Genomic DNA, 11,145 nt, shown 5'->3' with positions numbered 1-11,145 from the left:
ACCCTGCGCGCCGTCGACGCCGGCGCCACCGTCGCCACCCACCTCTTCAACGCCATGCCCGGCATCGCCCACCGCGCCCCCGGCCCCATCGTCGCCCTCCTCGAGGACGACCGCGTCACCGTCGAACTGATCAACGACGGCGTGCACCTGCACCCCTCCGTCCTCGACCTCGCCTACCGCACCGCCGGCGCCTCCCGCGTCGCCCTGATCACCGACGCCATGGGCGCCGCCGGCATGGGCGACGGCCTCTACCCCCTCGGCCCCCTCCAGGTCCGCGTCCAGGACGGCGTCGCGCGCCTGGTCGAGGGCGGCGCGATCGCCGGTTCCACCCTCACGCTGGACGTCGCCTTCAAGCGCTCCGTCACGGTCAACGGCCTCAGCCTGGGCCAGACCGTCGAGTCGCTCTCCACCACCCCCGCCCGGCTGCTCGGCCTCGCCGGCACCACCGGCTCCCTCGAGACCGGCAAGCTGGCGGACCTCGTCGCCCTCGACTCCGAGACCTACGACCTGGTCGCCGTCATGCGCCGCGGCCGCTGGGTCCTCGGCGCCGAGCGCTTCGACGTGGTGAAGCCCGCCTGACGGCCCCCGGGACGCCGACGGCCGCCCTCCCCCACGGGGACGGGCGGCCGTCGCGCACTCGGGTGCCGGGCGTCAGCCGCTCGGCTCGACGGTGATCTGGTCGATCAGGATCGGTCCGCCCGGCGCGGTGATGACGACGCTGTTCGCCCCGGCCTGCAGCTGCGGGAGTATCCAGGTGGTGTACCAGGAGGACGCCGGGTCCTTGCCGGGCGAGTAGTTCTTGAACGGCAGCCCGCTCGGCCAGTCCTTGCCGTTCACCGAGGCCGCGCCCTTCACGTCCGCGCCGGCGTTGCTGAAGTGCACCGTCAGCTTGTACGTCCCGGCGGTGGCGACCTCGCCGTTCCACGTCACCGAGCCGCCCTGCTGGAGGGTCAGGTAGCTGCCGTCCGCGGACTTGGCGCCCTTGACGCTGTTGCCGGACGGCGCGTTCTGGGCCTGCAGCTGGCCCGCGTCCACGGTGGTCGGGCCGGCCGCGACGGTGGCACTCGCCGAGGGAGAGGCGGTCGGGGACGACCCGCCGGTCGCGGCGGTGGTGGGCGGGGCCGCGGCGGTGGTCTGGGTGCCGGACTTGGCGGTCTTGTCGCCGTCCGGGTCGCCCGAGGACAGCGCGATGCCGGCGCCGATCGCGATGGCCGCGACGACGGCGACCGCGCCGATCACCGCGCCCTTGCTGCGACCGCTGCTCGGCCGCTCCTCGCCCGGCTGCGGCCGGGAGTGCTCGGCGTAGCGGCTCTGCTGGGTGGGCGCCGTGCCGTACTCGGGCTGCTGCGGCGCCCCCTGCTGGGCGTACGGGGTCTGCGGCTGGACCGGGTAGCCCGGCTGCTGCTGGCCGTAGGCCGGCTGCTGCGGCGCCCGGGGCGGGTACTGCTGCCCGTACTGCGCCCGGCCGACCTCCATCGGGCGGTTGTACGACGTCCGGGGCACGCCCTGCTGCGGCTCGGCCGACTGCCCGGTCGAGCCCTCGGCCGGGCGGTAGAGGTAGCCGAACGGATCGTCGTCCTGCGGGGCACCGCCCCCCTGGCCCTCGGGCACTCCGTTGCTGCCGGCGGTCGTCACGGTGGTCAACTCCCCCATCCGGTTCGCGCCGCCGGGTGCGGACCGGCGCAGATCATGGACGCTCTCGTACCCGGGAACCCTACCTGCCGTACCCGACTGCCGGGAAAGAGCCCTTGACAACCCACGGGTAACCTGCGCGGCCCCGGGGCCCGGTCAGCCCGCCCGCCGGTGCGAACGCTCGCCGCGCGCGCCGCGCACCGCGCCCCCGCGCGCCCGCTTCTCGTCGTACATCCGCTCGTCCGCGGTGTGCAGCACCTCCTCGGTGCTCATCCCGCACCCCGCCCAGCCGATGCCGAGGCTGACGCCCACCCGCATCGCCCGGCCGTCGATCCGCATCGGCGGGATGATCGCGTTGCGCAGCCGGTGGGCGAGGTCCTTGGCCTCCTCCCGGCCGATGCCGTCGGCCAGCACGACGAACTCGTCGCCGCCGAGCCGGGCCACCGTGTCGCCGTCCCGGACGGCCTGGCTCAGCCGCCGGGCGACCTCGACCAGCACCGCGTCGCCCGCGTTGTGGCCGAACCGGTCGTTGATCGACTTGAAGCCGTCCAGGTCGCAGAAGAGCACCGCGAGCCCCTTGTCCGCGTGGGCCGCGGCCCCCGAGCGGAAGGGCGCCGACCAGGCCTCGCCCGGTCCGTGGTCGGTGGGGACCACCGCGTGCACGTGCTCCCCGCAGGCCGCGATCAGCCCCGGCAGCGGACCGGCCTCGGGCAGCCCGTAGCCGTGCACCGGCCCGGCGTACGGGTCCGCCCCCTCCAGCCCGTCGTAGGCGGCGTGCGCGGCGTAGGAGTCCGCGGGGTAGCCGTATGGGGCCGGGTAGGCCGTCTCGGCCCCGGCGGCGGCGCCGACGGTCTGCGGCTCGCTGCAGAGCCGACGGGCCAGCCGGGCCTTCAGCTCGGCGCTGTTCGGCAGGCCGGTGAGCGCGTCGTGGCTGGCCCGGTGGGCGAGCTGGAACTCGTGCCGCTTGCGCTCCTCGATGTCCTCGACGTGGGTGAGCAGGAAGCTCGGGCCCTCGGCCGCGTCCGCCACGATCGAGTTGCGCAGGCACACCCACTGGTAGCCGCCGTCCCGCCGGGACAGCCGCAGCTCCGCCCGGCCGCTCTCGGCGCTGGTGCGCTCCAGCAGGGCCCGGTCCTCGGGGTGGACGAGATCGGCGAAGCTCTGCTGGCGCAGCACCGCGCGGGGGCGGCCGAGCAGTCGGCAGAGCGCGTCGTTGACCCTGGTCAGCTGGCCGCGACCGGCGCCGTGCAGTTCGGTGATGGCCATCCCGCTGGGCGCGTACTCGAAGGCCTGGCGGAAGCTCTCCTCGCTGGCCCGCAGCGCCTGCTGCTCCTTCTCCAGCCGGGCCAGGGCGCGCTGCATCTCGGCCCGCAGCCGGGCGTTGCCGATCGCGATGGAGGCCTGCAGCGAGAACATCTCCAGCGCCTCGCGGGTCCACGCCCCGGGCCGCTTGCCGCTGCGCGGACGGTCCACCGAGAGCACGCCGAGCAGGTCGCCGCCGGCGCTGTACATCGGGGCGAGCAGTCCGTCGGCCGGGTGCCAGTCGTTGGCGTAGACGGGCAGCGGGCCGTCCCCGATCCAGCGCGGGATGTCGCTGGCGACGGCCCAGCCTCGGTCGTAGGGGAGGAAGCGCAGGGTGCCCCAGTGGTCGCTGACGCCGAGCAGCCGGTCCCAGGACTCCCGGGAGCCGACCTGGCCGAGCAGCACGGAGGGGCCACCCATGGCGCTCTCCTCGAGCTCCCAGACGGCCGCCACCACCAAGTCGCCGTCCGGGCGGACCAGGCTGACCGCGGCGGCGTCGAAGCCGAGCCCGTGCACCGCGCCCTCGACGACGGCCTGCAGCGTGCCCGCCAGGCTGCGGGCAGCGTTGAGGTCCGCCACGACCCGGTGCAAGGTGCGGAGGGTCGCGAGACGGACGTACGGCTCCGACTCGGCTTCCATGCGGGGGCTCCCCGGCTGCTTCGGATAGTTCTTGATTGGTTATCGTCCGATTGCCAGAAGAACTGAATCACAGGGAGCACAGCGTTCGGCACGCTCGGTCAGCAATAGGCCACTACTTGTGACTTAAATCACACAACACTAATGCGCCCTTAATCAGCTCATCCGCCCCATAGCGGTACATCACGCGCTATCAGGGCAATTCCCGTGGTCGACCTCATCGGTCCCGCACTGAAGCCCCCTGCCGCCCGGCAGGCCCCTCGCTTCACTCCTGAGAGTGAGCTCCACCACCTCGCGGGGGGCGAGTCCCGCCACCGCCCGTGACCCCGGCCCGCGCCGGTGGTCCTACGACCTCGGCCCGATGCAGAGCGTGGCGGCCTCCGGCTACCGTGCGGTACGTGTACCCGTCCCCGCAGCCCGAAGCTGCCACCCAGGCCACGCCCGACGAGTTCCGGGCAGCACTCTCCCAGCTCGCCGCCGGCGTCAGCCTGGTCACCGTCCACGACCCGGAGGACGGCGAGGACATCGGCATGACCGCCACGTCCTTCCTCTCGGTGTCGCTGGAGCCCCCGCTGGTGCTGATCTCGGTCCGCGAGGACTCCCGGATGGACGAGGTGCTCACCCGGACGGACACCTGGGCGGTCTCGCTGCTCACGGAGGGCCAGAAGGCGCTCGGCTCCCGCTTCGCCATGAAGGGCCGGCTCAGCGACCGGCTGCTCTTCGCGGACACCCCGCACCGGCGCGGCCCGCACTCCGGGGCGCCGCTGATCGACGGCGCGCTCGCCACCGTCGAGTGCCGCACCGAACAGCGGATACCCGCGGGTGACCACACGCTGCTGCTCGGCCGCGTCCTGGAGGCCGTGGTCCCCAACCCGGCCGGCCGGCCGCTGCTCTACTTCCGCGGCGGGTACCGCGCCCTCGGCTGAGCCCGCCTACTCGCCGCCCCGCGGCGAGCGCCGGCCCTGCTTCAGCTCGGAGCGGTGCCGCTTGCCGGCCAGTCGCCGCTCGACCGTCCCCCGGCTGGGCCTGGTCGCCCGCCGGGCCTTCGGCGGCGGCGCGCACGCCTCGGTCAGCACCGCCGACAGCCGGGCCGCGGCCGCCTCCCGGTTGCGCCACTGCGAGCGGAACTCGGAGGCCTGGATCACCAGCACCCCGCCGTCCACCAGCCGCCCGGCCAGCCGCTCCAGCGCACGCTCGCGCCACACCTCGGGCAGCGCCCGGGAGGACGCCAGGTCGTAGCGCAGCTCGACCTTCGTGTCGGAGGTGTTGACGTGCTGGCCACCGGGGCCGGAGGAACGCGAGAAGCGCCAGACGAGCTCGGCGTCGGGGACGACCACCGACCCCCGTACGCGGATGGGCTCGGGCATGCGCCCATCATCCCCCGCCCGCCCCCGCCGGGTCACCCGGTTATCCGCACTGGTCCGGGCGGGTCCGCGGACGCCCGCCCGCCACCGGCACCGCCCCGGTTCCGCGGCACCGCCCGCAGCCCGGACAATGGCCTACGTGATCGAGCTCGGCTACTCCCTCTCCAACCGCTTCCCCGACCCTCCGCAGACGGACTACCGGTCCGCCTCGGTGCACGCGCTGCGGTACGACCTGTTCTGCGGCGACGTCTACCTGGAGGCCGAGGGCGCCGAGCTGTCCACCGCCTGGGGGTGGGTGCCGGTGCTGGACTTCGCGTGGGCGCTGTGCGACATCGCCGAGCAGCTGGACCGCGACCCGGACGGCGGCCGGGCCGCCCGGGTGCAGACCGCCGACCTGGACTTCACCCAGAACACCGAGCTGCTGCGGTTCGCCCGCCGCTTCAACTGGGTCGAGGTCAGCGCGACCTGGCTGCCGGACGAGCCGCCCGCGGTGGTGCGCCACGGCGAGCTGCGGCGCGAGGCCCGGGACTTCCTCCAGGACACCCTCGCCGATCTGTTCGACATGCACCCCGACCTGGCCGACAATCCGAACATCTGGTCGCTGCAGGGCCGGTTCCGCCGGATCTGATCCCCGTTATTGCCCCGCCTTTGCCCGGGGATTGGCGGCCAGCAGAAATTCACGGACTCCGTGGAACCAACCCACCCGAGTATTGCGTTGTCCGGGGAAAAGCGAACGAAGGGACTGCAATCGCCATGCCAGTGAGCCTCTCCAAGGGTGGCAACGTCTCGCTGACCAAGGAGGCCCCCGGCCTGTCCGCGGTCAGCGTCGGCCTGGGCTGGGACGTCCGGACCACCACCGGCGCCGAGTTCGACCTCGACGCCAGCGCGATCGTCCTGAACGCGGACGGCAAGGTGCTGTCCAACGGGCACTTCGTCTTCTTCAACAACACCAGCACCCCCGACAACACCGTCGTGCACACCGGTGACAACCGCACCGGCGAGGGCGTCGGCGACGACGAGTCGATCAACGTGAACCTGGCCGGCCTGCCGGCCGAGGCCGTCAAGATCACCTTCCCGGTCACCATCTACGACGGGGTCGCCCGCGGCCAGAGCTTCGGCCAGGTCCGCAACGCCTACATCCGCGTGGTGAACGCCGCCGGCGGTGCCGAGATCGCCCGCTACGACCTCTCCGAGGACGCCGCCACCGAGACCGCGATGATCTTCGGCGAGCTGTACCGCAACGGCGGCGAGTGGAAGTTCCGTGCCGTCGGCCAGGGCTACGCCTCCGGCCTGGCGGGCATCGCCCAGGACTTCGGCGTCCAGCTCTGACGCCCCGCCGGGCCCGTCCCGGCACCCCCGGAAACGCCGCGGCGCGGGAAGTCGGTCGGACCGACTTCCCGCGCCGTCGCCGTTTCCAGCGGCCCCCGGGCTCAGCGCGAGGCGCGCAGCTCCGGGAGCTGGATCAGCTCGGTCTCCTCCTCCGGGGTCAGGTCGACCACCTCGGGCACCGCCCCGTCCCCGGCCGCACGGCCCGTCGGCTCGTCGCGACCCTCCGGCTCGCCGACGCCCTCCGGCGCGGGCGCCGCCTGGGCCTCCCGGACCTCCTGCGCCTGTGCGGCCACCGCCTCGTCGCCCACCACGTCCGCGAGGTCCGTGCGCTCCCCCAGCTCGGCGACGCTGCCCACCGCCGGCGCCGGGGCCGCCGCACGCACGGCCGGACCCGGAGCAGCACCGCGGCCGAAGAAGCTGAAGCCCTGTCCGCGCGCCCCGGACTGCGCCGGGCGCAGCCGCTGCCGTTCCACCGGGGCGGGCACCGCGACCGGAGCCGTCGGCGCCCCGCCGAGCTGCCCGACCGTGGCGGTCAGCGCCGGGCGCACCGGCGCGGGCCGCACCGGCGCCTGGGCGGCCGGAGCCGGCACCGCCGGGGCCTGGGCCGGGGTCGGCACCGCAGGGGCCACCGGAGCCGGCACCACGGGCGCCACCGGGGCCGGTACGACGGGCGCAGGGGCCACCGCGGCCGGAGCCTGCCGGACCGGGGCCTGCCTGGCCGGCGCCGCGGCCGCGCGCAGCGCGACCTCCGCGCCCGCGGTCCGCTCCCGCTGCGCCTCCCGCTCCGCCGCCCGCCGAGCCAGCAGCCGCAGCACGGAGCCGGCACGGACGAACGCGGCCGGGCTGGCCGGGTGCTTGGGGCGGCTCGCGGCGAGCGCCCGCTGGGCCGCCTCGGCCTCCTTGAGCGCCTGCTCGGCCACCGCCACGGCCCGCTCCCGCAGCAGCCGGGCGATCTCCGTCTCGGCCTTGGCGAGCCGGGACTTCTCCGCGGTGAGCCGCCGCCCGAACCGGGTGGCCCGCTCCTCGGCGACCTCGGCCGCGTACTCGGCCTCCGCGAGCTGCTCCTCGAAGCGCTCCTCGGCCCGCAGGCGCTGTGCGACGGCCATCTCGGCGGCGGCCCGGGCGGCCTTGTCACGCTGCTTCAGGAGCAGCGCGAAGCCGAGCGTCGCGATCACCGCCGCGACGCCCACCGAGCGCACCAGGATGGTGTCCTGACTGAAGAGCAGGGCGCCCAGCGCGGCCACGAGCAGCACGCCGGCGGCGGTGGGGGGGAAGATCCGGCCGAGGACGGAGGAATGACGGTGACGTCCGCGAGACATGCCAAGAAACTAGCGTGCGAATTGGGGCCGTGTCAGCCCAGGGTCCCCTTCCGCCCTTGACAGTGCGCAAGTTTTACCGCACGTACCCGGCGCTTCACTCAAGATCACCGGGAATGCCCCGTTCGGCGCTGCGGGGCCGGCCCGCGCGAGCGGACCGCTCAGCGGCGCCGGACCCGCTCAGCGGTGCGAGGCCGCCGGACCGCTCGGCCCGTCGTGGTCCTCCGGCAGCCGGCACACGTGCTGCAGCCAGAGCGCCGCCGCTATCACCGCGGCTCCCGCCAGCACCGCGAGCCCGGCCGTGACCGCCTGGTCCTTGCGGGCCGGCACGTCCAGCTCGCCGAGCAGGAAGATCCCGGCGCCCGCGTAGACCCCGGTGACCACCGCCGAGACCAGCGCGCTGGCCTGGCCGAGCACCACCGCCCGGGCCGCGAGCAGCGGGTCGACGCCCTTCGCGCCGGGCTGCCGCTCGCGCACCGCCTTCAGCCGGGAGCGCAGCGACAGCGCGGTGGCCAGCAGGATCACCGCCACCGCGGCCAGCACCACCGGCGCCGCGACCGGCACCGCCGGCAGCGTGTCCAGGGAGGCCCACAACTTGGCGCCGGCCCAGCACAGCGCCGTCGTGGCAGCGGTGATGCCGACCAGCAGACGGAGGCGAAGCAGCTTCACTCGGAGGAGGTCCTTCCCGGGGTTACCAGAGCCGGCCGGCCGCCCGGTGGTCCGGCACGGCGGCGCCAGGCCACCGTACCGGGCCCGGCCGGGCGGACCACCGCGCGAACGGCGGACACCTAGTCGTACGGCCGGGCCCCCGGTCTGGTTCCCCGGCCGCCCGGCCGGGGGCGGTCACTCCGGCAGCGTCAGCCGGATGTCCTCGCGGCGCCACACGCCCTGCGCGTCCGGGCCGCCGAGGGCCCGCAGCAGTTCGGCGACCTGCCCGTGCCCGGGCACCTCGGCCTCCGGCTGGGCGTCCAGCCAGGGGGCGAGCACGAAGGCCCGCTCGTGCGAGCGCGGGTGCGGCAGCAGCAGCTGCGGGTCGTCGCTGAGGACGCCCTCGTAGGCGAGGATGTCGACGTCCAGGGTGCGCGGGCCCCAGTGGACGGTCCGGACCCGGCCGAAGGCGTCCTCGATCGCGTTGCCGCGCTCCAGCAGGTCGCGCGGGGGCAGCGTGGTGCGCAGCACGACGACCGCGTTGTAGTAGTTGGGCTGTTCGTCGGGGCCGCCCATGGCCTCGGTCTCGTAGACGGCGGAGACCGACTTGATCTTGAGTCCGGGGGTGTCGGCCAGGGCGTCGACGGCCCCCTGGAGGGTGTCCAGGCGGTTGCCCAGGTTGCTGCCCAGTGCGATCACCGCGCACCGCTGGCTGTGCAGCGTGGTGTCGGCGGAGTCCACCCGGCTCTCCAGGTCGAACGTGGTCGGCGAGGCGGTCGGGTCGCTGGTGCTCATCGGGCGTCCTCTACTCGGGGAGGCTGGGCCTCTACAACTGCGGGGCGCGCAGCGGCGGTCATGCGCGGCTCCGGTGGATGGTCACGGTCACGTCGTCGAACGGCACGGTGATCGGGGCGTCGGGCTTGTGCACGGTCACCTCGACCTCCTCGACCGCTTCGTGCTTCAGGCACTGGTCGGCGATGCGCTGGGCGAGGGTCTCGATCAGGTCGACCGGCTCCCCGGCGATGATCGCGGTGACCTCCTCGGCCACGATGCCGTAGTGCGCCGTGCGGGTGAGGTCGTCGCCGGACGCGGCGGGGCGGGTGTCCAGGTACAGCACGAGGTCGACCACGAAGGTCTGGCCCTCGACGCGCTCGCGCTCGAAGACGCCGTGGTGGCCCCGGGCACGCAGACCCCGCAGGGTGACGCGGTCCAGCAAACGAATCACTGCTCCCAGTCGGACGGGCCCCACCCGGAGAATGACATGGACGGGCAGGGCGAAGGCGGGCAGCACGCCCGCCACTCCGTTTCGAATCTACCCGCGGGGGCGGACACCGCCTGACCGTCCTACCCGGCACGAACCGTCGCCACGCGCACCGGAATGGCGATTGACGTGAACGTTCGGTGACCACTCGGAAATTCCCGGGCGACTTCCCGGCGGCGGTTTTCGGGTGACTCCCGGATCAGTCCTCGTCGTCCTCGTCGCCGCTGGTCAGAACGGGTGAACCGTGGTGCGACCAGAGCTTCCACCCGGCCGGGGTGCGGCGGAAGAGATTGGTCGAGACGACCTTTCCGCCGACCAGCGGTCCGAGTTCGCCCTCCTCCTCCGCCTCGCCGCCGGAGAGGATGTTCTCGGTGCACGTGACAAGGGCCACATCGCCGTGGACCTCCGCCTCGACGTCGGTCAGGAAGAACTGGATGTACTCCGTGTTCATCATGATCAACATGTACGAGCGGGTCACCTGCGCCCGCCCGCGCAGCACCGGCCAGCCGGGGTGCACACAGACCACCCCGCCCTTGTCGTCGGCGTCCGCGGCACCCAGCCAGGCGTCCTCGACCGCCTCCAGGTCCCCCTCCTCCAGCGCCTGGTAGAGCGCCCGGTTCGCCGCGAGCACGGCCTCCAGGTCCGCCTCGCGGGCCCGGCCGGCCGTCCCGCCGCTCAGCCTGCCGTCACCTGTCACAGACCCTCCCTCACCCCTCGTCGGGCCGCGTGCTGCCAGGCCGCGACCACCCGCACGGCGTCCGCCGTGCCGGACACGTCGTGCACCCGCACCGCCCAGGCGCCGGCCTGGGCCGACAGCACCGACACCGCGGCGGTCGCGTCGTCGCGCTCCCGCGCCGGGCGCAGCTCCCCGGTTTGCGGGTCGGCGAGCAGCGTACCCAGGAACCGCTTGCGCGATGCGGCCACCAGGACGGGACGGCCGAGCGCGGTGAGCGCGTCCAGCCGGCCGAGCAGCGCCCAGTTGTGCTCGGCGGTCTTGGCGAAGCCGAGCCCCGGGTCGAGGACCAGCTGCTCCTCCTTGACCCCGGCCGCCAGCAGCGCCTCGACCCGGCCGGTGAGCTCGCCGACCACGTCGGTCACCACGTCGTCGTAGACCGCCAGCCGTTCCATGTCGGCGGACTGCCCGCGCCAGTGCATCACCACGAAGGGTGCGCCGGTCTCGGCGACCACCCGGGCCATCGCCGGGTCGGCCAGGCCGCCGGAGACGTCGTTGACGAGCGCGGCGCCGGCCGCGACGGCCTGCTCGGCGACGGAGGCGCGCATGGTGTCGACGGAGACCACCACCCCCGCCCCGGCCAGCTCGCGCACCACCGGCAGCACCCGGCGCAGCTCCTCCTCCTCGGGCACCCGCCGGGCGCCGGGACGGGTGGACTCGCCCCCCACGTCCACCAGGTCGGCGCCGCGGGCGCGCAGGGCGAGCCCGTGCGCGATCGCCTTGGCGGGGTCGTGCCACAGGCCGCCGTCCGAGAAGGAGTCGAGCGTGACGTTGACCACGCCCATCACGGCGCAGCGGTCGAGCCGCGGCAGTCCGGCCGGCAGGGAGAAGGACGGCGAGTTGCTCATGTCCTCCATTATCGGACGGGGCCCCCGCCGAGGATCCTCGGCGGGGGCCCCGTCCACGCGGCGGCGCTCCGGGCGG

Annotated in this window: 13 protein-coding genes; 4 read left to right on the top strand and 9 right to left on the bottom strand. The window is 74.4% G+C overall.

The window, feature by feature from the left end; all coding sequences use genetic code 11:
• Positions 1-579, top strand: a 579-nt coding sequence (locus ACIRS1_RS36280) for an amidohydrolase family protein (RefSeq protein WP_402846735.1), incomplete at its 5' end; no start/stop codon positions are given.
• 72 nt (positions 580-651) lie between these two features.
• Here the strand turns inward: ACIRS1_RS36280 and ACIRS1_RS36275 are convergent.
• Positions 652-1,644, bottom strand: coding sequence for a hypothetical protein (locus ACIRS1_RS36275; RefSeq protein ID WP_402846733.1), 993 nt, complete (start codon positions 1,642-1,644; stop codon positions 652-654).
• Between the two features lie 144 nt (positions 1,645-1,788).
• The gene (locus tag ACIRS1_RS36270; protein WP_402846731.1) at positions 1,789-3,573 is read right to left on the bottom strand and encodes a diguanylate cyclase domain-containing protein; all 1,785 of its coding nucleotides are present in this window, start codon (positions 3,571-3,573) and stop codon (positions 1,789-1,791) included.
• 386 nt (positions 3,574-3,959) lie between these two features.
• On the opposite strand from ACIRS1_RS36270, the gene ACIRS1_RS36265 reads away from it, so the two are divergent.
• Complete coding sequence (locus ACIRS1_RS36265) at positions 3,960-4,496, top strand: flavin reductase family protein (RefSeq protein ID WP_387907481.1); 537 nt, start codon at positions 3,960-3,962, stop codon at positions 4,494-4,496.
• Between the two features lie 6 nt (positions 4,497-4,502).
• Here ACIRS1_RS36265 and arfB read toward each other — a convergent pair whose 3' ends face one another.
• The gene (arfB, locus tag ACIRS1_RS36260; RefSeq protein ID WP_360215089.1) at positions 4,503-4,937 is read right to left on the bottom strand and encodes an alternative ribosome rescue aminoacyl-tRNA hydrolase ArfB; all 435 of its coding nucleotides are present in this window, start codon (positions 4,935-4,937) and stop codon (positions 4,503-4,505) included.
• Between the two features lie 127 nt (positions 4,938-5,064).
• Here arfB and ACIRS1_RS36255 point away from each other — a divergent pair, with 127 nt between their 5' ends.
• On the top strand, positions 5,065-5,562 hold the full coding sequence (locus ACIRS1_RS36255; RefSeq protein WP_387907478.1) for a hypothetical protein: 498 nt from the start codon (positions 5,065-5,067) through the stop codon (positions 5,560-5,562).
• A gap of 125 nt (positions 5,563-5,687) precedes the next feature.
• A complete protein-coding gene (locus ACIRS1_RS36250) occupies positions 5,688-6,263 on the top strand; it encodes a TerD family protein (RefSeq protein ID WP_360215083.1) in 576 nt (191 codons plus the stop codon).
• A gap of 101 nt (positions 6,264-6,364) precedes the next feature.
• On the opposite strand, the gene ACIRS1_RS36245 is transcribed toward ACIRS1_RS36250, so the two are convergent.
• The 6 genes from ACIRS1_RS36245 to folP form a co-directional block, all read right to left on the bottom strand.
• Positions 6,365-7,582 carry a hypothetical protein gene (locus ACIRS1_RS36245; RefSeq protein WP_402846728.1) on the bottom strand — a complete coding sequence of 406 codons (1,218 nt, stop codon included), beginning with the start codon at positions 7,580-7,582 and terminating at the stop codon, positions 6,365-6,367.
• A gap of 177 nt (positions 7,583-7,759) precedes the next feature.
• Positions 7,760-8,248, bottom strand: coding sequence for a DUF3180 domain-containing protein (locus ACIRS1_RS36240; RefSeq protein ID WP_360215077.1), 489 nt, complete (start codon positions 8,246-8,248; stop codon positions 7,760-7,762).
• 174 nt (positions 8,249-8,422) lie between these two features.
• Positions 8,423-9,022, bottom strand: a complete 600-nt coding sequence (gene folK, locus ACIRS1_RS36235) for a 2-amino-4-hydroxy-6-hydroxymethyldihydropteridine diphosphokinase (RefSeq protein ID WP_360215074.1) — start codon at positions 9,020-9,022, stop codon at positions 8,423-8,425.
• A gap of 58 nt (positions 9,023-9,080) precedes the next feature.
• Positions 9,081-9,440 (bottom strand): dihydroneopterin aldolase, encoded by a 360-nt coding sequence (gene folB / locus ACIRS1_RS36230; RefSeq protein WP_360215118.1) that lies wholly within the window; start codon positions 9,438-9,440, stop codon positions 9,081-9,083.
• Positions 9,441-9,687: 247 nt separating this feature from the next.
• Positions 9,688-10,185 (bottom strand): nuclear transport factor 2 family protein, encoded by a 498-nt coding sequence (locus tag ACIRS1_RS36225; RefSeq protein ID WP_280685470.1) that lies wholly within the window; start codon positions 10,183-10,185, stop codon positions 9,688-9,690.
• Complete coding sequence (gene folP, locus ACIRS1_RS36220) at positions 10,182-11,069, bottom strand: dihydropteroate synthase (protein WP_402846725.1); 888 nt, start codon at positions 11,067-11,069, stop codon at positions 10,182-10,184. Before folP ends, ACIRS1_RS36225 begins: the two co-directional genes overlap by 4 nt.
• Positions 11,070-11,145 lie beyond the last annotated feature (76 nt).

The sequence above is a fragment of the Kitasatospora sp. NPDC101176 genome (genome assembly GCF_044768035.1).
Taxonomy (GTDB): domain Bacteria; phylum Actinomycetota; class Actinomycetes; order Streptomycetales; family Streptomycetaceae; genus Kitasatospora.
Note: the sequence above shows the minus strand (reverse complement) of the source record. Positions and strands in the feature narration are given on the sequence as shown.

Coding starts and splice junctions, on each gene's coding strand:
- ACIRS1_RS36270 (WP_402846731.1), bottom strand. CDS start 3,573: ATGGAAGCCGAGTCGGAGCCGTACGTCCGTCTCGCGACCCTCCGCACC.
- arfB (WP_360215089.1), bottom strand. CDS start 4,937: ATGCCCGAGCCCATCCGCGTACGGGGGTCGGTGGTCGTCCCCGACGCC.
- ACIRS1_RS36255 (WP_387907478.1), top strand. CDS start 5,065: ATGGCCTACGTGATCGAGCTCGGCTACTCCCTCTCCAACCGCTTCCCC.
- ACIRS1_RS36250 (WP_360215083.1), top strand. CDS start 5,688: ATGCCAGTGAGCCTCTCCAAGGGTGGCAACGTCTCGCTGACCAAGGAG.
- ACIRS1_RS36245 (WP_402846728.1), bottom strand. CDS start 7,582: ATGTCTCGCGGACGTCACCGTCATTCCTCCGTCCTCGGCCGGATCTTC.
- folK (WP_360215074.1), bottom strand. CDS start 9,022: ATGAGCACCAGCGACCCGACCGCCTCGCCGACCACGTTCGACCTGGAG.
- folP (WP_402846725.1), bottom strand. CDS start 11,069: ATGAGCAACTCGCCGTCCTTCTCCCTGCCGGCCGGACTGCCGCGGCTC.